Source organism: Shinella agrisoli, assembly GCF_046557955.1.
Lineage (GTDB): Bacteria > Pseudomonadota > Alphaproteobacteria > Rhizobiales > Rhizobiaceae > Shinella.
On the sequence record NZ_JBJIEP010000008.1, the window covers coordinates 1 to 23118 of the forward strand.

General features: G+C 63.9%; 24 protein-coding genes, 1 tRNA gene, 1 pseudogene and 1 riboswitch. Of the genes and pseudogenes, 6 read left to right on the plus strand and 20 right to left on the minus strand.

Features of this window, described 5'->3' with window-relative positions; all coding sequences use genetic code 11:
* Nucleotides 1–26: 26 nt before the first annotated feature.
* From ACIIOY_RS10125 to ACIIOY_RS10190, 14 genes are all read right to left on the minus strand, one after another.
* Nucleotides 27–410 (minus strand): hypothetical protein, encoded by a 384-nt coding sequence (locus tag ACIIOY_RS10125; RefSeq protein WP_411034538.1) that lies wholly within the window; start codon nucleotides 408–410, stop codon nucleotides 27–29.
* The gene (locus ACIIOY_RS10130; protein ID WP_411034539.1) at nucleotides 407–598 is read right to left on the minus strand and encodes a hypothetical protein; all 192 of its coding nucleotides are present in this window, start codon (nucleotides 596–598) and stop codon (nucleotides 407–409) included. The genes ACIIOY_RS10125 and ACIIOY_RS10130 overlap by 4 nt, the downstream gene beginning before the upstream one ends.
* Nucleotides 598–1419, minus strand: coding sequence for a glycoside hydrolase family 19 protein (locus tag ACIIOY_RS10135; RefSeq protein ID WP_411034540.1), 822 nt, complete (start codon nucleotides 1417–1419; stop codon nucleotides 598–600). Before ACIIOY_RS10135 ends, ACIIOY_RS10130 begins: the two co-directional genes overlap by 1 nt.
* Before the next feature lie 278 nt (nucleotides 1420–1697).
* Nucleotides 1698–2456: a hypothetical protein gene (locus ACIIOY_RS10140; protein ID WP_411034541.1), complete on the minus strand. Its 759-nt coding sequence runs from the start codon at nucleotides 2454–2456 to the stop codon at nucleotides 1698–1700.
* 12 nt (nucleotides 2457–2468) lie between these two features.
* Nucleotides 2469–4598 (minus strand): hypothetical protein, encoded by a 2130-nt coding sequence (locus ACIIOY_RS10145; RefSeq protein ID WP_411034542.1) that lies wholly within the window; start codon nucleotides 4596–4598, stop codon nucleotides 2469–2471.
* A gap of 23 nt (nucleotides 4599–4621) precedes the next feature.
* Entirely contained in the window at nucleotides 4622–8044 is a 3423-nt protein-coding gene (gene gpJ / locus ACIIOY_RS10150; RefSeq protein WP_502226618.1) for a TipJ family phage tail tip protein, read from the minus strand.
* Nucleotides 8045–8112: 68 nt separating this feature from the next.
* Complete coding sequence (locus ACIIOY_RS10155; RefSeq protein WP_411034544.1) at nucleotides 8113–8520, minus strand: NlpC/P60 family protein; 408 nt, start codon at nucleotides 8518–8520, stop codon at nucleotides 8113–8115.
* The gene (locus tag ACIIOY_RS10160) at nucleotides 8520–9035 is read right to left on the minus strand and encodes a hypothetical protein (protein WP_411034545.1); all 516 of its coding nucleotides are present in this window, start codon (nucleotides 9033–9035) and stop codon (nucleotides 8520–8522) included. Before ACIIOY_RS10160 ends, ACIIOY_RS10155 begins: the two co-directional genes overlap by 1 nt.
* The gene (locus ACIIOY_RS10165) at nucleotides 9032–9463 is read right to left on the minus strand and encodes a hypothetical protein (RefSeq protein WP_411034546.1); all 432 of its coding nucleotides are present in this window, start codon (nucleotides 9461–9463) and stop codon (nucleotides 9032–9034) included. The genes ACIIOY_RS10160 and ACIIOY_RS10165 overlap by 4 nt, the downstream gene beginning before the upstream one ends.
* Nucleotides 9460–9825, minus strand: a complete 366-nt coding sequence (locus tag ACIIOY_RS10170; protein ID WP_411034547.1) for a hypothetical protein — start codon at nucleotides 9823–9825, stop codon at nucleotides 9460–9462. The genes ACIIOY_RS10165 and ACIIOY_RS10170 overlap by 4 nt, the downstream gene beginning before the upstream one ends.
* Nucleotides 9815–11137, minus strand: a complete 1323-nt coding sequence (locus ACIIOY_RS10175) for a phage portal protein (protein ID WP_411034548.1) — start codon at nucleotides 11135–11137, stop codon at nucleotides 9815–9817. Before ACIIOY_RS10175 ends, ACIIOY_RS10170 begins: the two co-directional genes overlap by 11 nt.
* A gap of 4 nt (nucleotides 11138–11141) precedes the next feature.
* Nucleotides 11142–12959, minus strand: coding sequence for a terminase large subunit (locus tag ACIIOY_RS10180; RefSeq protein WP_411034549.1), 1818 nt, complete (start codon nucleotides 12957–12959; stop codon nucleotides 11142–11144).
* On the minus strand, nucleotides 12928–13362 hold the full coding sequence (locus ACIIOY_RS10185) for a P27 family phage terminase small subunit (protein WP_411034550.1): 435 nt from the start codon (nucleotides 13360–13362) through the stop codon (nucleotides 12928–12930). Before ACIIOY_RS10185 ends, ACIIOY_RS10180 begins: the two co-directional genes overlap by 32 nt.
* A 188-nt stretch (nucleotides 13363–13550) precedes the next feature.
* Complete coding sequence (locus tag ACIIOY_RS10190; protein WP_411034551.1) at nucleotides 13551–13922, minus strand: hypothetical protein; 372 nt, start codon at nucleotides 13920–13922, stop codon at nucleotides 13551–13553.
* Between the two features lie 156 nt (nucleotides 13923–14078).
* Here ACIIOY_RS10190 and ACIIOY_RS10195 point away from each other — a divergent pair, with 156 nt between their 5' ends.
* The 3 genes from ACIIOY_RS10195 (at nucleotide 14079) to ACIIOY_RS10205 (ending at nucleotide 15336) form a co-directional block, all read left to right on the plus strand.
* On the plus strand, nucleotides 14079–14324 hold the full coding sequence (locus tag ACIIOY_RS10195; protein ID WP_411034552.1) for a BrnT family toxin: 246 nt from the start codon (nucleotides 14079–14081) through the stop codon (nucleotides 14322–14324).
* Entirely contained in the window at nucleotides 14324–14635 is a 312-nt protein-coding gene (locus ACIIOY_RS10200) for a BrnA antitoxin family protein (protein ID WP_411034553.1), read from the plus strand. The genes ACIIOY_RS10195 and ACIIOY_RS10200 overlap by 1 nt, the downstream gene beginning before the upstream one ends.
* A 140-nt stretch (nucleotides 14636–14775) precedes the next feature.
* The gene (locus ACIIOY_RS10205) at nucleotides 14776–15336 is read left to right on the plus strand and encodes a hypothetical protein (protein ID WP_411034554.1); all 561 of its coding nucleotides are present in this window, start codon (nucleotides 14776–14778) and stop codon (nucleotides 15334–15336) included.
* A gap of 140 nt (nucleotides 15337–15476) precedes the next feature.
* Here the strand turns inward: ACIIOY_RS10205 and ACIIOY_RS10210 are convergent, their stop codons facing one another.
* On the minus strand, nucleotides 15477–16073 hold the full coding sequence (locus tag ACIIOY_RS10210) for a transcription termination/antitermination NusG family protein (protein WP_411034555.1): 597 nt from the start codon (nucleotides 16071–16073) through the stop codon (nucleotides 15477–15479).
* 161 nt (nucleotides 16074–16234) lie between these two features.
* On the opposite strand from ACIIOY_RS10210, the gene ACIIOY_RS10215 reads away from it, so the two are divergent.
* Nucleotides 16235–17389, plus strand: a complete 1155-nt coding sequence (locus tag ACIIOY_RS10215) for a site-specific integrase (RefSeq protein ID WP_411034556.1) — start codon at nucleotides 16235–16237, stop codon at nucleotides 17387–17389.
* Between the two features lie 49 nt (nucleotides 17390–17438).
* On the opposite strand, the gene ACIIOY_RS10220 is transcribed toward ACIIOY_RS10215, so the two are convergent.
* The 5 genes and pseudogenes from ACIIOY_RS10220 to ACIIOY_RS10240 form a co-directional block, all read right to left on the minus strand.
* A tRNA-Gly gene (locus ACIIOY_RS10220) sits at nucleotides 17439–17512 on the minus strand.
* A gap of 76 nt (nucleotides 17513–17588) precedes the next feature.
* Nucleotides 17589–18617, minus strand: coding sequence for a LacI family DNA-binding transcriptional regulator (locus ACIIOY_RS10225; protein ID WP_411034752.1), 1029 nt, complete (start codon nucleotides 18615–18617; stop codon nucleotides 17589–17591).
* 14 nt (nucleotides 18618–18631) lie between these two features.
* Nucleotides 18632–19459: an amylo-alpha-1,6-glucosidase gene (locus ACIIOY_RS10230; protein WP_411034557.1), complete on the minus strand. Its 828-nt coding sequence runs from the start codon at nucleotides 19457–19459 to the stop codon at nucleotides 18632–18634.
* A 10-nt stretch (nucleotides 19460–19469) separates the two neighbouring features.
* A pseudogene (locus ACIIOY_RS10235) lies at nucleotides 19470–19931 on the minus strand (ABC transporter ATP-binding protein); the annotation flags it as partial.
* A gap of 165 nt (nucleotides 19932–20096) precedes the next feature.
* Nucleotides 20097–21203 carry a 2'-deoxycytidine 5'-triphosphate deaminase gene (locus ACIIOY_RS10240; RefSeq protein ID WP_411034558.1) on the minus strand — a complete coding sequence of 369 codons (1107 nt, stop codon included), beginning with the start codon at nucleotides 21201–21203 and terminating at the stop codon, nucleotides 20097–20099.
* 79 nt (nucleotides 21204–21282) lie between these two features.
* Nucleotides 21283–21361: riboswitch (SAM riboswitch) on the plus strand.
* 43 nt (nucleotides 21362–21404) lie between these two features.
* Here ACIIOY_RS10240 and ACIIOY_RS10245 point away from each other — a divergent pair.
* Together ACIIOY_RS10245 and apaG are read left to right on the plus strand one after the other, a co-directional pair.
* Nucleotides 21405–22589 carry an O-succinylhomoserine sulfhydrylase gene (locus ACIIOY_RS10245; protein ID WP_411034559.1) on the plus strand — a complete coding sequence of 395 codons (1185 nt, stop codon included), beginning with the start codon at nucleotides 21405–21407 and terminating at the stop codon, nucleotides 22587–22589.
* 124 nt (nucleotides 22590–22713) lie between these two features.
* Complete coding sequence (apaG, locus tag ACIIOY_RS10250) at nucleotides 22714–23106, plus strand: Co2+/Mg2+ efflux facilitator ApaG/CorD (RefSeq protein WP_411034560.1); 393 nt, start codon at nucleotides 22714–22716, stop codon at nucleotides 23104–23106.
* The last annotated feature ends 12 nt before the right edge of the window (nucleotides 23107–23118 follow it).

Below are 23118 nucleotides of genomic sequence, written 5' to 3' on the forward strand. Positions count from 1 at the left end.
GGCCTCCTCCACGGGTTTCAATGCGGTCATTTCGATTTCCACTTCGCAAGGATCTGTTCGCCGGTCTTGGCGAGAAACAGTGAGCCGACGATGATGCCGGCCCAATCGTTCAGCGGCGACGGAAGCGCTGCAATCGACCAGTCCTGCGGATAGGCGCAGCGCGCGCACCATAGGACGGAATAAACGCACACCGCGCCGAACCAGAGGCCGAGCGGCGCGATGAAGAACAGCGGGAACCACCAGCCCCGGCCGGCGAGGACGGACGCCTGGGCGGTAATGTAGGCTTCGACGGCTTCGGTCTTGATCCGCTCGCGCGCCGTCTCGTTGTCGAGCTTGTGATCGACGGTATCGAGAATGCGGTCCAGCGTGCCTCCCGTGAGCCAGCCGAGAAGCTTGGCGAGTATGCTCATGTGGCCCATCCAAGACGCTTGGCCGCGGCATAGGCCATCTCGACGGCAACGCCGATACCGGCGCCAACGAGAATCAGGAGATCGGGATCGGCGCCGATCTGGTTGCCGACGTCGGCGTCGAGATAGCCGGCCGTCACCAGCGCGGCTGCGAGATAGCGCAAGGCAATGCGGGAGAGGACGGCGACCATCACTTTTTTCCTTTCAGGAGGTTGAAGAGCGCGGAGAGAAGGGAAGCGAGCCAGTTGCCGGAGGAAGTAGGGCTCCGTTCGGTATTCGCGACGGGCTTTGCCGGTAGCGAACCGACCTCAGCGCCGGCAGTAGGCGGCTCTGGCGTCGGTTGAGTGCCGCCGGACACCGGTTTCGCCTTGCTGCTGTAACCGGCAGCGACAAGCGCGCGCTCGAAGGCCTGCGCATATCCGGCGATCTTCGCCGCCTTGTCCGTGCCGTTGATGATCCGGCGCGCGCCCTCGTAGTCGGCGCGGCCGTCGCTGATGTAGTCGGAAAGCGCCTTGCCCGTGAAGCTGCCAAGCTCCATCCCGACGAAGAGAATCTTGACCGCCGTGGAAAGCTCCAGCGCCTTCGACGGGTCCTTGACGAGATCGACGCCGATCAGCAGCCCGAGCTTCGAATAGTTCGCCTTGTGGGTGATCTGGACGAGGCCACGGCCGAACCACGCCTTTCCGTCCGCGTCCTTGCGCCAGTACGGCGTCTTGACGCTCCCGAGCTTGCCGACCTTCCATGCCGCTTCAAGACGCTTGATGACCGTCTCGTCCGATGGATTGCGGTCCTTGCTGGATGCATAAACGGTTTCCTTCACCGGCTGCATCTGGCCGCCCGTCTCGTGATAGGTCGTGGCGAGAACGTATGCGAGCTGCTTCAGCGGCGTGCCTCGCCTCTCTGCCTCATCGAGAATGGCCTCGCACCCGTCGACCTGGGCTTGGGATAGAGACGTGCCGAAGATGCCGGACGCGCGCTGGCGCGCCGACGCGTAGAACGCGGAGCGGTTCATGGTGGGTTTCCTTTCGAGGGGCTATGAGATTGGTCGACAGAGGCGCAGCGCCTCCACCGGTCCGGTTAAGCCAGCATTAACCCTACGCGGCGATAGTCGCGTCCGGGGAAATCAAGAGGAGCTGGGGCATTGCAGAGACGTCTTGCGCTGATCGAAAAGCGACAGGTCCAAATCGGCAGGGTCGCAGGAGCGGCACTCACGATCAGCATCCTGGCGCTGATGCCGGTGCTGGTAATGTTCTAGGTCGAGAACTGCCGGTCGTTCGGGCTCTCCCCTCCTTACATCGCCGTGCGATACCGCCGCACGCAATATTCGTGGAGCAGCGACGTCACGGCGGCATTGGCGTTGACGTCCTCGTCCAGAATGGCGAGATGACCGATATAGCCGTTATAGCGGTTGGTCGTGACGGCATCGTTCCACGCGCCGACATTGCCGGAGCCGGACGGACGAGAGTAGGTCAGCGCACCAACGGTCGGGGCGGCGAGACCGGAGCGCACCGTCACCCGGTCGGTGACGTCGTTCATGGTGGCGAGGTAGTGTTTGATCGACGTCTTGATACCGCTCACGGCCTGCGAGGCGTTTCCGCCCATCGCGAAAAAGAACGACTGGTTCGTATAGAAGTTCGCGTTGTTCGTATTCCCGTCGCCGAGGAAGATGCGGCTGGTGCCGTCCGCGCCTGTCGCGTAGAGCGTTGCCGACACGGTGAGGCGCATCGATCCGGAGAACAGGTTGGCGTTGGTGAGCTTGTTCGACCCGTTGAACTGTACCGCCGGCACGCTGTTCATGGCGCCTTCCGCATAGGTCGGGGGGTCACCAGACGATGCGGTGAGGTGCAACGCGTTGGGGCCGAGGTCGAGCACCTGGCCAACCAGATTGCTGCCGTCCTTCGTGATCTTGGTGGGATCGCTGAAATCGTAGAACGCGCGCAGCGACGGCAAGGCGAGGATCTGGTCAAGGATTCGGCGATAATCGTAGTTGATGAGGATGGGCAGGTCCGCGCTGAACGTCTGCCCGGTGCGAATGATGCGTCCGACCATTGATTGTGCTCCTTAAAAGATGTGCTGGAAGGCGACGAGCCAGTTGCGAAGCGGCGCGACGGTGTAGGCTGAAAGGGTCGGGTCACTGTCCCGGATGCAGCCCCGGCATCCGGTCGTCGGCCCGGAGTTGCTGCCGGCCGAGGCCGCACCATTGTGGAAGGCATAGGACAGCCGCCAGCCGGTCTGTGGGGGTGCCGAGAGAGCGACGGTGATCTGCGCAGGACCCGTCACCGAAACACCGGTGATCGTCGCGCCACCCGCGTCCAGCAGGTTAAAGCCGAGATTGCCGGGATCGGTGACGGCTGTCGTATCGATGACGATGGGCGCGACCGGCACATGGCAGTCGATGACGACGTCCGATCCGTCCACCGTGATCGTCGCCGGGCTCAGCGGTCGCCAGTCCTCGCCTTCGATGACGACGCGTCGGTAGACCTTGCCATAGTATTCGCCCCACAGGCGCGTCGATGCTGCATCGATGTGCGAATGGTCAAGGTAGGTCAGGTGGTACTTCGGCCCGACGAGAAAGATGTCATCGTTCTCCTCCGACGCCTTGAGCTGAAGGAACGGCGTCGTGAAAGTGTCGCGGACGCCGATCGAGCGATAGCCGGCCGCGCTCGACGTCTGGCAAGTGAGCATGACGATGCGGTCGGACTGATCCAAGGCGCCCCTGATGTCCTCGTTGAGGTCGTCAAGCCACTCGCGCAAGTCGGCGTCATAGTTGACGTTGGAGATCAGTCCATCGGCCTCGCCGTGGATGACGTTCACCGCACGGCAATGAGCGCCGCCGGGCAGCCCCGCCAGATAGACGGCCTGCGCGATCACCTTTTCGTAAACGCCGTCCGCCGCGCCCTTCTTCAATTCGGCATAGGTCTTTCCGCCCCACGCCTGACCGGCCATGACGAGCGTGCGATCCAACTCGTCGGCCAGAATGTTGCGGGCCATCCCGGTCGAAATCGTCTCGTTGACCGCCTCGGCCAGCGGCACGAGCGGGCCGGTCAACACCTCTGACTGTTTGCCGACTGGACCGTTTGCGAACTTGAGCGCGTTGCTCGGAAACGGCGGCGTCGTGGTAATCGCGACGTCTCCGCCCTCCGCGAGTGACTGACCAATCGTGAAACTGGCCTCGTTGGCCTTGCGGGACGCATAGAAGACCTCCAGTTTGCCTGGGTTGTTGTAGGCGACCCGGTAGGTCATCGACACGTCGCGCCGGCGCGTGGACCGGAAATGCACATGCTCGCCGACGACGCGGGGCAGATCATACTTGCCTGTCGAGGTCAGTTGCACCTCCTGTGTGCCGAGCAGGCCGTAGAGATTGCCGCCGGCCTCCCACACGACCGCACCGACGTCCTGGAGCGCCAGCGCACCGATCAACGAGCCATCGGACCTCACGCCCAGCGGCACCTTGCCATCGTCCCCGACGATACCCCAGATCAGGCCGAGATTGTTACTTCCGAGCGGTTCGGAATACTGCCCGCCGATCCACTCGCCGCCCCAACGGTCGACACCCCAGAGCAATCGCCCGCCCGCACCCACCAGGCCGTCGACGAGGCCGAGATTGTTGCCTGCATAGTTGATCTCGGTCAGCAGTGCGCCCGCGTAATAGGAGCCGTCCGGCAACACGCCCCAGGGCATCTTGCCGTCGTCGGCGGAAATGGCAAAGGTCACGCCGAGGTTGTTGCCGCTGAGCTGCCATATTCCCGCCTCACCGGCGACGACCGACGCGCCAACGGCGGTCGTTGCCGCCACATCGGCGGCCGCCTTCGCCTCAACTGCGGTAGCCGGATCCGCATAGTCGCCGGTACGCGTCCACCCTGCCGGCGACGCGCTCCAGCTATACGTACCCATGTTGGGGACAGTCAGTCCGGTCACGGGATCGGTATGCGTTCCGGCGTCGTCGGTAACCTCGCCCTTCTGCAGTTCGGCCGTGCCGACAACTGCGGACAACTCGGCCCAGGTCTTCGCCGATTTGAGGCCGGCGGCGGCGCCAGCGATCGCGTCGCCGATCTCGCCGCCAAGCAGTTGCTCGGCAAGATCGTCGACCGCGATCGGCGTGACCTTCGTCACCGGATTGGTGCGCAGGCCGACCAGGCTCTCGACGGTCGCGGACGATTCCTTGTCGGTGAGACGGACTCCCGTTGCCATGCTCTTCTCTCTCGATGTTCGGTTTAGATGACGATGACCGCAAAGGGTCCGGAGACGGGCCCGGCCACGCCGTCATTGACGGGCTGGAGCCAGAAATAGTTGGTGCCCTGCGGCAGGCTGGCTGCCGACGCCTCGTAGAGGCTGACATTGTCGATCTCGGCAACTGCGGCCGCGTTGGCGGCAATGGAGAACCCGGCGCTGCCGCTGACGGCGGTGAGTGCGCCGAGACTCGCCCCCGGCGTCGTGATCGCGGATCCGGCAACCCCGGCCCCGCCGGTCAGCGACGGCGTCAGGCTGGCGCCGGAGCCGCTGAGGCTGTCGACGGTGAGGCCGAAGCGATAGGTCTTGCCGGCGGAGAGGCCGAGACCGGTCCAGGCGATCGCCCCGGCCGTCCCCGCCGCCCGGTTCGCCTTCCCGCCTGCTACGGTCCATCCGGTTCCGAGCGTCGGGGGAGGAGCTGCCGCAGCGAAGTCACCGTTTGCGAGGAGGGACGCGCGCGAAGCATCACCATGGACGCGGGCGTAGGATCCTCCGGCCTCAACGGCGACGGGAGCAAGGACGGCGTCGGTTCCGGCATCGAGGACGCCGGTGACGTTGTGGTAGAGCTGGACATGGGTGATGTTCTCCGTGTCGCCCGGGATGGTGAAGAAGATGTCGCCCTTGCCGAGGCCGCCCGTGACCACGATCAGGTCGGAATTGAGCGCGTCGGGCGCAACCGGATCGTCCGCCCCGATCGTCGTTTCTCGGGTCGTTCCCCATGCGCTCGGAATGTTGTTGACCGAAATCGCCCGAGGCTCCCACTCCACCGTGTCGCCGGCGGCATAGCCGGGGATCGAGACCGCCCCGGCGCCTGCCAGGACGGAGACCGTCCCCGACCAGCTTCCCGCGCCGTCGAGACGGTGGCGGACCTCGAACTCCCTGACCTCCACCGCGCCGCCGCCCGGCCGCAGGCGAATGACTAGTCCATCGGGATCGTCCGTACCCGTGACGCCGGTGGCGACCTCGACAACGACGGGCACGGCCGGCGGCGCGCTGGAGCCGCCGAGATCGGTTCCGACGCGCCCGTTCCACGGCGGAGGGACTTCCGCGGCAAGCCGGTCGTGCATCTCGTCGGCGGCCGGCAGCATCTGGAGGATGGAGGCGTTGTCCTCGCCGCGGTCGATGCCGGCGACGATGACGGGAATGCTCTCCTGCGCCATCGGCCCGAAATGTATGAGGTCGCCGACGCCAGGCACCTCTCCCGTGCCGACGAGCGTCACCGCCCGGTTCTCGCCGGCGATCGTCTTGATCTGGCGAAGGATGGATTCGCCCACCGTGTCGTCGTCGCCGGTATAGCGCCGCCAGCGGATGGCGTAGTCCTGCCCTTCCTCCATGACGAAGATCGCGTCGACCTCGATGCGACGGCCGGCGACGGCCGTCACCCGGCCGGCATGCATGGCCCGGACCAGGACGTCACGGGCGAGCATCACCATGTCGCCGGGCGCGGCGCGGCGCACGGAGCCCGGCTGCGTGGCGGTATAGACCGTGTTACGGTACATCCGCTCGTATTGAAGGCGGCGCATCTCCAGCCAAATCTGATCCGGGTTCGTCACGCCCGGCAGGTCCGTCGCCTCGACGACGTCGAGGGGAGCATCCTGCCAGCTTCCCTCGCCGCTCCTGCCGTCCTTGCGATAGTAGGCGTTGTTCGCTTCCACCGGGTCGGCATAGACCTCGGCGCGGGCCTTGTGACGCGGCGACAGGTCCGCCAGCATGTCCGCCTTGGTCTCGTACCGCACGTCCGCGGGCCACGGGACGACGCGCTCGCCCTCCTCGTAATCGTTCGTCTCGTCGAGGAAGGTCACCCGGTGACCGTCCGGCGGCTCGAAATATGTCGTCGACCAGCGGATGTTCGAGGCGTTGCGCGTGCTGATGTGATCGACCACGAAGGTCCGCTTCCGGTCCATCGTGACGGTCCACTTCTCGCCGTCCCACCACACGGCGCCGCGGCCGGCGGCGCCGACCATTGCCAGCACCTCGTCAAGCCCTGCGTCGAAGTCGATGACGCGATTGAAGGCGAGGTTCTTTTCGGTGCATTCCTCGTGCCATTCCTCGAAGACCGGCCAGTCGATCTCGCCGTCTGCCGCCGGCTTCGGGCACCAGTGCCCCGTCAAGACGTGGACGGCGAGCGCGGCCGGGTTCCGCGTCTCCCGCGCCACCCAGGCCGCGCCGTCCCAATCGCGCGCCGGCGACGACAGGACCTCGTTGAAGGTGTCGAGCGTGCCGTTGAGCTGGTCTGTTGCCCTCACCCGCATGGCCCGCAGCGCGAGCGGCCGGGGGAAGTTGATCGGGTACTCCGGCCGGTGGCTCTGGAGGGCGAACCACTTCACCTTGTCGCTGATGTTCGCATCGTCCGAATTGTCGGAGGTGCGCGTGATCCGGTATTCGTAGTGCCCGCGCACCGGATGGTCGAAGGTGACGGCGCGGAAGAACGGAACGGTCTTCTTCTCGTTGGGGGTCAGCGTCCCGAGATAGGTGTACTCCTCCTCTCCGACGAGACGCATCTCGAACTTCAGGTCGAGCGCGCGCGACTTGACCTTATCGCCGTCGCGGCGGTTGAGCCCGTTCTCGAAGATCAGGATGATTGTCGCCGCCGTGGCGTCCCGGGCGGTGAACCGGCTGATGGGCTTTTCCACGAAGGGGCCGACGAATTCGCCGTAGTCGTCGCGCTCCCGCTCACGCACCAGCTCGGTCCCGATGCTTTCCTCCAGGACCTGCGTCGCATAGAGCGTCAATGGCGGGTCTTCCGGAAGGCCCGTCGGCGTCTCCTCCTCGATCTCGTCGAACTTCGACAGGTCCGTCCGGCCGATGCGCGGCTCGCTGCGCACGACCGGCCCGTATCCCTCGAGGAAGATCGTCCTGAGATAAAGCCGGTCCCCCACCACCTCGGTATAGGTTCTCGCGGCATAGCGCGGCGCATAGCGCACCTTGCCGAGCACCAGCGGAACCTGGGAATCCGGCGAGAACTCGTTCTGCCATCCGGAGATGACGTAGTTCGGCTTCTCCTTCTTCTCGCCCTGCTGCGGAAAGAGCGCGTTCAGCAGCAGGCCGCCCGCCATCATGAGGCCCGCGCCAATGACGGCCTTGCCGAAGGCGCTGGTCACGTTGAGCAGGCCCGCGACGGGACCGGCCAGCGCCGCGGCCGCCACCGAAACCATCAGGGACAGCACCGAGCGCATCGACGATCCGCCGGGGATGACGCGGACGACGACATGGACGCCGGCATGCGGCCGCACGTGCCGCCAGACGGCGCGGTCGACGAAGCAGACGCCGCGGTCGGAAACGAGATCGACACGGATGCGCTCCGCGGGCGGCATCGCTGACATGCCGATGCGCAGGATCTCGGCGATCGTCGCGCCGTGCGGCACGGAGAACCGGATGCGGGCTTCCGCCGGATCGAAAGCCGGCATGATCGTCACCGGCACGGCTCCGCCCCCCGGCTGCAAGGCCGGTGCTGTCGATTGCGCTGCGTTCATGCTCAGATCAGGTCCCGATGTCGGTAGAAGCCGGCGAAGGCCGAGGCCCAGCGGCCGGTGTCGATGCGCTCCACGATGGCGCCGCCCGACTGGCGGTCGCTATGGAGCATGTGTCTGGCGTCGATCATCACGCCGATATGGCTGTCATGACGGCCGCGCCGGAACAGCGCGGCGTCGAATTCCCTCGGCGCGTCGACGCGCACCCACCGGCCCGCTGCGATCTCGCCTTGGGCAAGCCCGGCAATGTCCGCGAGATCGTCCGGGCCGGTCGTCTGGTAGCTCGGCAGGGCAATGCCGCGCTCGCCGGCGAAGACCAGGCGCAGCAGGCCCCAGCAATGGCACCCGGCCGCGCCGCGGTCCTCGTCCGCGTAGGGCATGCCGACGTAGGACGCGCTCCAGTGCATCGCCATCAGAAATGCAGCCCCGGAAACCGTTCCTTGGTCGTGCGGTCGCGCGGGCAAGGATCCTCGTGGATCTTCCGACGCTCGAAGGAGAGCGACACGCTCCCGCCGTCGCCCTCCGCTCCCTCCATCAGGAGTCCGAGGAACTGGCGCTCGATGAAATCCGGGCTGGAGCGCAGGACCACCGCCATGTCGACGGTCGCCGGCTCGTGCGTCGAGGTCAGCACCTCCGCGATACGGCTATCGAGGATGTCGAGCACCAAAGACGCGGCCATCGGCGCGTCCGTTGTGTCGTCCGGCAGGTCGATCCCCATGCTGATCGTCAGGAAGACCTTCTCCTCGCCCAGCCAGGTCGAGCGCGTGCCGAACTGGAGCGGGGAGACGCTGACCATCTCCGTCGCGTCGGACGAGACAAGGATGTCCTCGTCGAGGTCCGGATGCCGGATGCGCAGCAGCACCACCTCGTCGTTCGGGATGGCCGTGCTGTCCAGCAGGCGACGGGCCGTGGGCGATATCGCTCTCATGCCGGGAGCCTCATGAGGCTGAACCGCACGCGGTATTCCTCGACGTCGACCTGCATCCGCTGCGGCAATCCCTGATCGGCGAACATGACGAGCATGGTTTCCGGGAAAAGAAGAGTTTTATCGTTCTCATCAAGCAAGGGCTCGCAATTTTCATCGAGCATCGCAAACCCATCGATCAGCGGCGCCGGCATGGTGAAGGGAAGCGTTCCCTTCTTCAGCGTCTCGCTGAAGAACCTGTCGAACACGCCGAGCTGCCACCGTTCCAGGGAGGTCGAGAACGGGACGGTATCGACGACGGCCGCGAACTTCAGGCGAACCGAAGGCGGGCCGGCGTCGGGACGGAACACCGCCCGCCCCTCTCCGGACTGTTCGGCATAATCGGCCCTCAGCGGTGGCGGAAGCTCGGAAGGATAGGACGGAACGCTCACATCACCTTCCTTCGCGGACGCACGCCCATGCCCCGCAGCTGGCGGTTGGCCTTGAGCTGCGAGGCCACCTTCTTCGCCGTCACGCCGCCGCCGGACCAGAAGTCCTCGCCGATCACCTCGAACATGGTAACGACGTTGTCGCCCTTCTCCAGTGCCCGAACGCCAGACGCCTCGTCCGTCCACCGGTCGAAAACGTTCGGCTTGGTGAAGGCGCAAATCTCGCGGTTGGCCGGAAGCGGGAGCGCGCCCGGTCGCGTCCCGGCTTTCGGTGTGCCGAGCGCTCCACGCGGCGGCCGCGCGGCGGAGGTGCCGACAAGCACGGCAGACGGTTTTGGCTTGGCGGCGGATGGGTTATTCGTCATCATCGTCGTCCTCGACAGGAGATTTCTTCTTCGGCTTCGACTTGGGTTCAGGTTCGGGGTCGTCGATCGCCGGGCCGCCGTTATGGCCCATCATCGGGTTGACCGGTGCTTCGCGCTCCGGCAGGTCCATGACGTCACGGACCTCGTCGTAATGCATCCAGCCCTGGTGACCGCCGGCCCCCATCGCCTTCGCGAAGTAGTCTGCCTGATCCTTCAGAGAGCCGCGCAGCAATGCGCCGGGGTTGAATTTCGCCTCGTAGATTTCTGCCTCGTCGTCATCGAGGAGGCAGCGTGCAATCGACTGTTCCCACGCTTCGAACCATGGGCCGAGTGCGTACGCGACGAAGAACTGCCCCAGGGCTTCGATGCCAGAACCCCAACTTGTCTCATCGACCATGAGAAGCGGGCGCGGCACACCCGTTACGCGGGCGATTTCCTCGACTTGCAGCTTGCGCAGTTCGGACATCTGCGCATCACGTGCCGTCGAGCCGACGACTTTGTACTGCGCCCCTTCGAGGATCGGCGTCGAGCCAGCATTGTCGACGCCGGTATGGCGTTCAGCCCATGAGGTTTTCAGACGCAGGTAAGCGTCTTCGCTCATTTCTTCCGCAGATTCTATGACGCCCTCAATGAATGAGCCGTTCTTGAAGATGCGACCCGCCGCGAGCTCGGCAGACAGGGCAAGGCCGATTGCCTCGCGGGCCTGTTCAACGAGCGAGAACCCGTTGATGCCGTCGAGCGACGCACCGCGAAGGTGGAAGATATCGGAAGCCCGGTATCTTACCCTCGGCCCCGTTACCGGCTGGTAGACATAGTCGAGCGTCCAGTCCGGCAGCATCTTCACCGACATGCGGCGCGGATCGAGCGGCACAAGCCCGGTGATGATCTTCTTACCTGTTCGCAAGCTCGTGGACCGCAAGATCAACGCATAGGCGTTCTTGTGGACCAGCGCGCGGAGCTGCATCGTTGCCCGGAAATCGAACGCCGACTGGAAGCTGTTCGGCTTGCGGTGCAGCACCTTGAACAGCGGGTGGTCAATAGCCTTTTCCTTTGTCTCCTGGTTCTTCAGATGAAGCGGGAGCATGCCGATTGAATTCGAGATCAGGCTGACAGCCCGGAACATTGCAGGATTCTTCAGGGCCGTCTCGACATTCACCGTGAAGCCGGATGCCGCCAGCAGGCCATCGCGCAGGAAATCGATGATCTTCGGGTCCGTCAGCGAGAGGCCGACATATTCCTCACCGCTGGCGCGTGGCGTTGACTTGCCGGCGGCCTTGCTGCCACCCGGCCAGAGGCGATTAAAAATTCCCATCCGGCTATACCATCCGAATCCCGCGTGTCGCGTATGGCGACTTCTTCGCCTCGACGAGCTCGTTGTCTGCCGCGCCGACGGCCATTGCTACCGTGACCATGCCGTCGATCCTTCCTCTTGAGCGGTTCTTGTCGAACGCTCGGTTGTTCTGGGCGTCATAGTCGAGCGCCGCGTTGGCTGCGCACGAGTAGGTTACCGGTGAACTGTCGATCACGATCGTCCGCTTGAGGATGCGATCCTCGAGCTTCTCGATCGACCGCGGCATGGTGAGCTGCTTGTCTTCGAACAGTACTTTCTTGCCCTGCGCATGGCTCACCAGCTTCAGGCCTACACCCTTCGGCTCCTTGGAACCCATGAAGCGCCACACCGGGAACCCGATGTCCTTGCAGGCGGCCATGAAGTCCGCGATGCCGGCCGGGTCGAACGCAAGAAACTCGACGGTGTGCTCTCGGCAGATCCGCGCCACCTCTGCGGCTACAAACGTCTTGTCGATGACCGCCCCCGGGACGGCCGTCAGCGTCACGTTCGGGTCAGCCGCCCACTCCTCATACGGAGCGTTGTCGGCAAGCCCTCGCTCCTTGATCCCTTCGCGTGTCGTCCAGTACCAGGTCTTGACCTGAAGCTTCCCGCTCCGATCCAGCCAGCAGCAGGACAACGCGGTCAGGTCGTTCTTTTCCGAGAGGTCGAGCGAGAGCCAGCACTTGCAGCCCTTCAGCTTGGCCTCATCGACGGCTCCCTGCACCGCCGACCATGCGTCTTCCGCAATCCAGAAATCGGTCGAGCCGATCGGGACGCCGAAGTACAGCCGCTTCACTGAGAACGCTGTCGACAGGAGCACCTTGGCGGTGTTCACCTCGCCCCGGATATTCTCGATCGGGAATGTCACACCCAGCGCCGGCAGAGCCTTCGGCCAGCACGCCTCATTCTCGAAGACCGTTTCTCGGTCAGCCTTGTCGATCCGGGCGATGAAGGCGAAAGCCTCGTCGTCCTTGATCTGGCCGCTTGCGACCTTCTGGTAAAATTCCGAATAGTCTGTGCCGACGATCTGCGTCGACGCCGGCGTGTTCGTGCCGAGCAGCATCAGGGCATCACCCGGCATTTTCGCGATGGCGCGCTTCCACAGTTCGATCGAGGTGTTCGACTTGAACTCGTGGATTTCGTCAGCCGCGACCAGCGTGGGCTTCGGGCCTGAGACCGCCTCTCCGTTCGCCAGCGACTGAAACACCGACTCCGTTGCCGGAAACTCGATCTTCCAGGCGTTGTCACCCTCGCCGCGGATGACGGCTACCTCGCGCGACACAAGACTGTCGCCTTCGTCGTGGCCGGGAATATCAGCCCGGCACATCGACACAGCGTCCTTGAACAAGACGTTGGCCGTGGCCTTGTCCTGCCCGATCGCGAACGCCTTGGCACGGCGGATGCCGTAGAAGCCGGACATATACAGCCCGACCGCCGCCATGAACGGCGATTTGGCCTGACCCTTCCCTGTCTCCAGCCAGCCAGACCGAAACCGCATGCGGCCGCTAGACTTGCGCCACCCGAACAGCGACCCGGCGACGAAGGTGTGCCAGGGCAGCAGATTGAAGGGCTCGCCCACCTTTGCACCCTCGGTAATCGAGAGCATCGCGGGGAAGAACCCGATTGCATGTGCCGCCCTATCCGGCGCCCAGTACAGATCCCGGCTGGATCCGTCGATGATATCCTTCAGATGCCGTTCGGCCGCGCCTGCGACCAGTTCCCCAACGACGAGGCGACCTTCGACTGCATCCCGCGCCCAATTGGTGGTCGGGTCATTTGGATACCGGCTTGAGATAGGCGTCACTTGCGCGGCTCACTTTCGCCTTCTTCTCGATCTTGCCGGCAGCGTTGCGGCGGCGAGGCGAAAGACCAAGCTCCGCCTCGATCCGGTCAGCGTCGGCGCCGGCTTCACGCATCGCCGTATAATGCGGGTTCATCCTGGCGATCGATTTCGGGTTGCCTCGTTTCGGCTTCAGGACCGGCCCCTGTTCCGCGACGGTTCGCGACGTGCGATCGAACATCACGTAGGCCATGATCAGTCGCTGGATCGAATGCCGGTTGATCGGAGACAGAATGTTCCGCTCCCGCATTTCGGTCGTAACCAAACGCCAGTACTCCCGCGCGCTTTCGACCTCCAGCTCATCCGTGAGAAGCAGTCCCCAATTGGGTTCCGGCACGATCGAGCCACTGCCGTCGATCACGTCCATGACATTTCACCCCTACGGGGTGCCCTCAACTTTTCTGTTTGAAATATGCTTTCGGTGCGAACGCTGCCCCCGGGCGGTCCAGCCCCCTTTGGCACCTGGACTTTTGATACCCCTCCCCCTCGGCAGAATCATGCTCCATAGCGCAACATTCTTTCGCGACTGTCGATTCTCGGGTGAGGTCAGCCGCCTTAACGGTTCCATGGGTGGTTCGGGTCGAGGGGGCGGCCATCCGCTCCCGTCCCGGTCCTGATCTTTCCCCGCTCCTCCTGCTGGATGCGGATGTCGTGGTGGTCAGGGCAGGCGACTTCCCAATTCGAGCGATCCCAGAAGAGGCGTTGGTCGCCCTTGTGTGGGATACGGTGGTTGACGACCAGGTGCATTCGCCTCGGGTTCGTCTGGGCAGAGCCGTCCATGCGAAGGTTGCCGGCATTGAGCAGGCCGGCGGCCTTGCACCGCTCGCAGAATTGGTTTTCCGGCAGGGCAAGAAAGGCCTTGCGGGCCTTCTCCCATTTGCTGTCATAGCCACGTTGGCGGGCCGATGGGCGATGATCTGGCTTCACCTGTCGTCCTTTCGGCGCTGCTGCTGGCGATCACCTCGCATGGGGGATCGATGAGCTGTGGGGCAAGACGGCATCGCTTCCCTGTATGTACAAAAATAATTCCCGTACGTACAAATAATCCTTGCTTCGCGACCTGAATTATCGTACGTACATTATATGAAGATCGTATGGGACGAACCGAAACGAATTGCCAATATCGAGAAGCACGGCCTCGACTTCGCGGACCTGTCTTTCGAATTCTTCCTTACCTCGGTGGTCGTTCCTGCCAAGGCTGGCCGTTCGAAGGCGATTGGTCGCCTCGCAGACGGAACGGTCGTCGTGATCTTCGTAACCCTCGGCACCGAGGCGCTTTCGGTTATCTCGATGCGCCCGGCCCGGAAAGACGAAAGGAGCCTGATCTGATGGCCATCAAGTACAAGCGCCACGAGGAGTTCCAGCCCGGACGTGGCTATTCGAAAGAGGACTGGGACGCCGTATCCGATAATCCTCCCCTGACCGAGGAGGAAATGAAATCCGCTCGCCCGTTCAAGGAAGCTTTCCCCGATATCGCGGAGAAGATGGAGAAGGCTGTCCGGGGACGCCCGAAGGCCAATGTCACCAAGACGCCGGTTACAATCCGCCTCGATCCCGATCTTGTGGAGCATTACAAAGCCACCGGCAAAGGCTGGCAAAGCCGAATGAACGACGATCTACGAAAAGTCGCCGGCTTGTGATGAATGGCCGTAGGGTGTTCCGGCCCTACGGCCGACCGACGCACGAACGGAGAGAACGTGCGAGGTGATTGAAGCTATCGACTCCTGCGCCCAGACGTTGCATCTTGCTACGCGCTTGCCAACTTTGGGGGAGAAAACTCATGCTGAAGCCACTACGCTTGCTAACCGCCGCGTCGCTCATCGCTATCCCGTCCGGGGCTTCAGCAAATAGCCAGTTCGCTACCGTGGAAGCCGCATACCAAAGCGATGGATCGATCTTCATGTCGTCGCTTTATGCTACCGCAGGACAAGAGCCGGTGGATGGAGACTACGTCTTCGAAGGCTATGTTTTGCATACAACTGAAGGAGTGTCCGTGCCTTGGACGGTCCGCGTGCCAGCTGAATTGGACGTCCCCGACATCGCATCAGTACAAGCCATTTCGCAGGAGCGAATCGTCCCACGGCACTCATATACGTTCGAATCCGGCGGGGCGTCTGTTGAGAAAACCTTCTTTGACGTTCGAGGCGATGAGGCTCGCGGAACCCTCGCTGTCACCGACGACCCCTTGCCTATCATTGCATGGCTCGTGATTGGCGGGTCTGTAACAGTTCTCGGTACGGTGGGGATTTACATGTTTGGTTGCGAGAAGATCGAAACGAAGGTCACCGTCGGCCTTAATAGCACCATCACGCACGAAACTAGCTGCACAAAGAAAATGTGATGTCCGATTGCATCGCTTGACCTGATCTCAGGACGCATTTCCCCCATCGCGCCGGATGCATATTTCCGGCAGTGGGACCGGCAGCTGTCCAGCGCGAAGCATGGAGGGCGCAAATCTCGACATCCCAGAGAAGCAGGAATTTATACCGGATCACGAAAATCCGCAAGACCATATTCCTGATCGATGCCGTCCAGTGCGGACATAATTCCCAGAACCCGTTGTCGCGAGGCCGCCGGCAGACTGTTGATGCAGGCTTCGGCATGTATCCGAAGCGAGACCTTGCGCCCCCGGCCGCGCGGCAGATGGCGTCCCAACTCCGCATTCAGCCGCTGCCGCCGATTGAAGCGCGCCTTTTCTGCCACTTCCGCCCTGTGGAATCTGAACGCCTGTTCTCGCTCGAACATCTGGATCATCAGGAAGCGGATATCGTCCTCGGCAAAGATCACCGGCCTTTGCTTGACCGAAACGAAGTCGATAACCCCCTCAACCTCATCCTTCACCGGCTTGAAGCCGTGCTTCGGATCACGCCGGATGAAGACATAGCCGGGGAACAACGGCAGCCGCCGAGCGCGCATCTTGTGACCCCGATGCGCTCGGATTTCCTCCCAGAAGGCCGGCATGTACAGGTCTATGCTGATGAGGCGCGCCGACGGTTTCCTCAGTTTGCCCGACCCAGCGAGGAGGCCGGTGATGTCCCGAGCGGCATTTCGGCAGGCTGACGTCGAGCGGCTGATCAAGGCCGCGAAGTGTCAGGGCGCCGCTCTCCAAGTGGACCTGCGGTCACTGGTTGTCACCATAATCCCCACTATCCACAGCCCGGCGAGCATTGACACTCCGCCGGGATCGGCCGGCACGTCAGGGGTGGGCACTTACGCCCCTGATGGAAAGGAAAATTGGGATGAGGACTGACAGGCCCGGCTATCAGTACCGGGACAACAAGGACGGCACGCGCGTCCATTACTGGAACCCGAGGAGAGCGATAAAAAGCGCTCCCGCGTTCCTGACCACGGTGAGGCTCGCGGACGGCCTCACCGATGAGGAGTTGGCAAAAGAATGCCAACGTCGCACCGCCCAGCTACGCGCGGATCTTGACGCGAAGGACGCTCCGGTGAAGTTCGACGGCACGATCAAATCGCTGATCGAACTGTTTCGCACCGATCCAACCAGTTCCCTGCATACCGTGAAGCACTCGACCCGTATCAGAGACTATGAGCCGAGCTTGCGGGTGCTGGAGAAGAATGTGGGCAGCCGGGACATCAACGCCCTCCGTTCGTCCGACTTCAAGCGCTGGTACGAGCAATGGCGGAAGAAGGGCCACAGGAGGGCCGCGGGCGCGATCAAGCTCCTTCGGCTCATAATCTCCTATGGAGCCGGCGAGCGATTACGGGGATGCCGCCAGGCGCGGGAAATCCTTGCCGACATGCGCTTCGAGCAACCGGCACCGCGCAAGGTCGCAATGACCTACGAGCAGTGCGCGGCCATCGTTAGGAAGAGCATCGAAATGAATTGCCCGTCCATCGGCTTCGTCGAGGCCGTGAAGTTTGAAACGGCCCTTCGCCGTATCGATGTCATTGGAGAGTGGGCACCGCCGCCGGAAGGCGGACCTTATCGCTGGTCTGGGCTGATGCGCAAAGACCTGTCGAAAGAGCTCATCCTCAAGGTGAAGACGAGCAAGACCGGCGCGGACGTGGCGCGCGACCTGTCCACCTGCCCGCTCGTCATGGAGGCCCTTGAAGCCTACGTCATCCCGGATATCGGCCCTGTGGTCCTCGACGAGGACACCGGCAAGCCCTACTGGAGCGACCGCTACATCAAGAAGTTCTCCATGGTGCGGAAAGCGGCAGGCGTGCCGGATGACGTGTGGTCGATGGACACGCGCGCAGGAGCTGTGTCGGAGACGATAGAAGCGACGGGCTCGATTGAGGTGGCGCGAGAACTTGCCACGCACACGACTACTGAGATGACGAAAAGGTACAGCCGCGGCGATGGCCTTGAGGCAAGCCGCAAGGTTGCCCAGGCACGAGCCGAATCGCGGGCGAAATCCAGCGAGTGACATGAAGTGAAACGCGTGACACGCCGTCGCCGTAAATAATTGAATTTTCTGGAGCGGGTAGCGGGAATCGAACCCGCGCGTTCAGCTTGGGAAGCTGACAGGCTACCATTACATCATACCCGCAGGGCAGCGCCGATGGAACGCAGTCATTCAACAGTTCGTCCGGCGTGTCAAGCGAGGGGCATGGCGGAGGTCCCTGCTAACGCGTCAGCCGGTCGTCGGAGCGCTCGATGAGCTTCGGCATGATGAGGGCCTGGAGCGCTTCGGGCGGCTCGCCCTCCATGCGGCGCAGGATGTATCGGCCGAGGAGTTCGCTCGGCTCGTGGATCGGCAGGAAATAGGTGGTGATGGGCGGGGCGAAATACTGGCTGACGTTGAGATCGTCGGTGGCATTGATGACGGCGTCGCGGCCATGCACGAGGCCGCGGGCGTGGAAGCCGGAGAAGGCGCCGAGGGCCGACGCCTCGTTGGCGCAGATATAGGCGGTCGGCGGATCCGGCAGGGCGGACATGGTGAGGACGCTCTCGCGGCCGAAGGCGGGGGTCAGGCGGCCGTGGGCGACGAGCGCGGCATCGAAAGAAAGGCCGGCCGCTTCCAGCGCGCGGCGGTAGGCCTCGAAACGTGTGATGGCATAGCTGAGTTCCGCCGTCGGGTTGATGAGCGCGATGCGGCGATGGCCGCGCCCGGCAAGGCGCGCGACGGAGTGGCGGATCATCTGCTCGTTGTCGGCGTCGACATAGGCGTGCGGGGCGTTGCGGATCGTCGTGCCGTAGGTGACGAAGGGGAAATCCGCGTCCTGCATGATGCGCACGCGCGGATCGTCGGCCCTCGTGCCGGAGACAATGATGCCGTCGGCTTTCCTCAGCGAAACGATCTGGCGGATGGTGGCAAGGCTCTCCTCGAAATTGCGCACGGCATAGAGCGAGACGCGGTAGGGGCTTTCCTCCAGCGCCCACGAGATGCCGCTGAGGAGCTGGGCGTATTCGACGCCTTCCCATTCGTTCTGCTTCGGGCCGGGGGCCGTCATGATGGCGGCGACCTGGTATGTCTTGCCGGTGCGCAGCTGCACGCCGTGCATGTTGAGCTGGTAGCCGACGCGCTTTGCGGCGGCGACGACGATGGCGCGCGTTTCCGGCCGCACCTGCGGGCTGTCGTTCAGCGCCTTCGACACGGTGGCGATCGAAAGGCCTGTTTCCTGCGCGATGGTCTTGATCGTCGGTCTTGGCATCGCGTCTCGGCTCGTCACGATTGTTCCTGGCTGAGGGAGGCGGAGAGGAGAATATAGGCCGCAGAGGTCCAGGCGAAAGCCCTGTCCCGCAACCCCCTCCCCGACCGGGCATCGAAGTTTTCCGCCATACCGTTTCTGGAGGCAAGAGAACAGAACTTTTCCGCAACAGAGCGGGCAAGTTCCATTTCTCCTTGCCGCCGCAGGCCATCCCACAGAAGCAGCGTCGTCGGTGCCCAGATGGGGCCGCGCCAATAGCCGCCGTCCTCGTAGAAGGGGCTATCGGGGCTTTCGGTCGCCGGCCCCCACTCGGTGACGAAGCCGCCTTCGCCGAGGCGGGCCAGAAGTTTCCGGGCCATTTCGCGCGGCAGGCGGTCGCCGAGCAGGAGCGGCATGAACTGGATGAAGTTGCGGTCGGGCAGCAAACGTCCGGGGTCGTCCGCGAGCCGGGCGCGGAAGGTCTCGCCGGTCCAGAGCTTCTCGACGAGCATTTTCCCAAGGTCATCCGCCTTGGCGCGCCATGCGGCGGCGCGGACGGCATCGTCCTCCAGCAGGTCGGCCAGCGTGCCGCAGGCAAGGATCAGGAAGGTCGGCAGGTCCGGCGAGACGACGGGGCCGCCCTCGGCGAAGAAGGTGGCGTTGTCCCAGCCGCTGTCGTTGCCGTGGAAATAGCCCGGCAGCGTGCCCTCGCCGGCGCGGGCGTGGGTCAGCCAGTAGTCGACCTGCCGGCCGATCTTCTCCTTGAGGTAGGCCCTGCGCTCCGGCGTGAGGAAGCCGGGCTGCATGGCCTCGATCAGCGAGACGGCCCAGCCGTGCACCGGCGGCTTGGTGAAGGCGAAGAGCACGTCGCGGTCGCAGTTTCGGCTCGCGCACGATGGCACGGCCGATGGCGACGCGCCGGCGCTGGCCGCCGGAAAGCTGGCGCGGCTTGCGGGCGAGCAGTTCCTTGATGCGCAGGATCTCGGCGGCGCTCTCGACGCGCCGGTCGATCTCGTCGCGCTTCATGCCGTTGAGGGCGAGGCCGAAGGAGAGGTTCTTGCGCACGTTCATGTGCGGGTAGAGCGCATAATTCTGGAAGACCATGGCAATGTCGCGCCTGGCGGAGGGCACATGGGTGATGTCGCGCTCGCCGAGGCGGATCGCACCGCCGTCCAGTTTCACAAGGCCGGCGATGGAGCGAAGGAGCGTGCTCTTGCCGCAGCCCGAGGGCCCAAGGAAGCAGACGAACTCGCCGTCGGCGATGTCGAGATCGATGCCTTTCAGCACGTCCAGCGCGCCGAAGCCCTTGCGGAGATTTTCGATACGGATCGATGCCAACGGATTCCTCCCCTGTCGGCGGCAACGTTTGGGCTACTCGGCCGGGGTTAAACGTTTATATCATAATAAAAACGTTTAATTTCTTTTGTAAAGCAGAAATATCTGGGAGAGGGCAGCGTCGTCCGAGGCTAAGGCCGGCCATCGTAAGCCGTTGCGGGAACGGCGTTATCCGGCACGGAAGTGCTTGGAGAGCTTCAGGCCCTGCGCCTGGTAGTTGGAGCCGAGGCCGGAGCCGTAGAGGCCTTCCGGCGCGTCCAGCATGTGCTCGTAGACGAGGCGGCCGACGATCTGGCCGTGCTCGAGGATGAAGGGCACCTCGTGGCTGCGCACCTCCAGGACGGCGCGGCTGCCCGAGCCGCCGGCCGGGGCATGGCCGAAGCCGGGATCGAAGAAGCCGGCATAGTGCACGCGGAACTCGCCGACGAGCGGATCGAAGGGCGTCATCTCCGCCGCATAGAGCGGCGGCACGTGCACGGCCTCGCGCGAGACGAGGATGTAGAACTCGTCCGGGTCGAGGATCAGCTCGTTGCGGCCGCGGCTGAACAGCGGCTCCCAGAAATCGAAGATGTCGTGCTGGTTCTTGCGGTCGACATCGACGACCGAGGTGTGGTGCTTGCCGCGATAGCCGATGAGGCCGTCCGGGCCGGTGCCCTTGAGGTCGATGGAAAGCGCGATGCCGCCGCCGGAGACGTTGGGCGTCTCGCTGGCGACCAGCGTGTCGGATGCATGGAGCGCCAGCAGCTCGCTTTCGCCGAGCAGGGCGTTGCCCTTGCGGAAACGGATCTGCGAGAGGCGCGAGCCGCGGCGCACGACGATGGGGAAGGTGCGCGGCGAGATCTCGAGATAGAGCGGGCCGGAATAGCCGGCGGGGATCTTGTCGAATTCCTGCGCGCGGTCGGTGATGACGCGGGTGAAGATGTCGAGCCGGCCGGTGGAGCTCTTCGGGTTGGCCGAGGCGGCGAGCCCTGCCGGCAGGTCGAGGCTTTCCATCAGCGGCACGATGTAGACGCAGCCCGTTTCCAGCACCGCGCCCTGCGTGAGGTCGATGACGTGCAGTTGCAGCCGGTCGAGCTTGTCGGCGACGAGGTGGGACGGCCCCGGCAGGAAGCTCGCGCGCACGCGGAAGGCCTTTGCGCCGAGGCGCAGGTCCAGGCTCGCCGGCTGGATCTGGTCGCCGTCGAGCACGGCCTCGCTCTTCAGCCTGCCGCTTTCGAACAAGCCGCGAATGGCGTGGTCCGCCAGAATGCCCGTGCTGCGTGCCGCAGAAGCCATGATCGTCCCGTCCCGTCAGAAGGTCCGAACAAAACCAAATGCCGGCAATTGACGCAAGCGCGGGCGCGCAGTAATAGCAGGGTTATCCCGTGGTGATTTGGCCGGCCGGCTTGCAGCCACGTTAAACAAGTAGCTAAAAAGGCCGGGTATCGAACCGGCCTGCTTTCGCGGCCGGTTTTTTTGTTTGAAGGCGACGATCACATGAGCAAGTCCTGGCGTCCGGCCACCCAACTCGTCCACGGCGGCACCACCCGTTCCCAGCATGGCGAAACCGCGGAAGCGATCTTTCTGACGCAGGGGTTCGTCTATGACACCTCCGCAGCCGCGGAAGCCCGTTTCAAGGGCGAGACGAACGGCTTCATCTACGCCCGCTACGGCAGCCCGACCAACGACATGTTCGAAAAGCGCATGTGCATGCTGGAAGGCGCCGAGGACGCCCGCGCCACCGCCTCCGGCATGGCGGCCGTTTCCGCCGCGATCCTCTGCCAGCTGAAGGCCGGCGACCATATCGTCGCCGCCCGCGCCCTCTTCGGCTCCTGCCGCTGGGTGGTCGAGACGCTGGCGCCGAAATACGGCATCGAGTGTACGCTGGTCGACGGCCGCGACCTCGCCAACTGGGAAAAGGCGATCCGGAAGAACACCAGGGTCTTCTTCCTCGAAAGCCCGACCAACCCGACGCTGGAAGTCATCGACATCGCCGGCGTTGCAAAACTCGCCAACCAGATCGGCGCCAAGGTCGTCGTCGACAACGTCTTCGCGACGCCGCTCTTCCAGAAGCCGCTGGAGCTCGGCGCGCATGTCGTCGTCTATTCCGCCACCAAGCACATCGACGGCCAGGGCCGCTGCCTCGGCGGCATCGTGCTTTCCGACAAAGAGTGGATCGACGAGAACCTGCACGACTACTTCCGCCACACCGGCCCCGCCATGTCGCCGTTCAATGCCTGGACGCTCCTGAAGGGCATCGAGACCCTTCCGCTGCGCGTAAAGCAGCAGACGGAGAATGCGAGCCGCATCGCCGATTTCCTCGCCGGCGAGAATCAGGTCGCCCGCGTGATCTATCCGGGCCGCAAGGACCATCCGCAGGCCGACGTCATCGCCAAGCAGATGACGGGCGGCTCGACGCTCGTCTGCTTCGAGCTGAAGGGCGGCAAGGAGGCGGCCTTCGCGCTGCAGGACGCGCTGGAGGTCGTGAAGATCTCCAACAACCTCGGCGACACCAAGAGCCTCATCACCCACCCGGCGACGACGACGCACAAGAACCTGACCGACGAGGCGCGCGCCGAACTCGGCATCTCGGCCGGCACCGTGCGCTTTTCCGCCGGCATCGAGGACAGCGACGACCTCGTCGAGGACTTCGCGCGGGCGCTTTCCAAGATCGGCGCGTGAGCCGCTGCCATTAAGGTAAACAACGAGAAGGCGCCGGCCGGAGGGGCCGGCGCCTTCTTTGCATATTCTTGACGAAGCCACATTGCTGTAGAATAGCTGAATATAACCAGTTCAAGGCTTGCCCATGTATCGTGCGCTGACCCGCGACATCGAAGTGACCGTAGAGCCCTACTATCTGGCCGACCAGTCCGATCCGGAGGACAGCCGGTACGTCTGGGGGTACCGGGTGGTCATCGCGAACCATTCGGACGTCGCCGTGCGGCTGATGACGCGCTACTGGCACATCACCGACCAGAACGGCCAGGTCGACGAGGTCAACGGGCCGGGCGTCATCGGCGAGCAGCCGGTGCTGCGCCCGGGCGACACCTACGAATATTCCTCCGGCTGCCCGCTCGAAACGCCTTCCGGCATCATGTTCGGCCGCTATCGCATGGAAGCGGAGAACGGCGAAGCCTTCGACGTCGCCATCCCCGCCTTCTCGCTGGATACGCCGGGGCAGGTGCGGGTCTTGAACTGACGGGACGGAAAG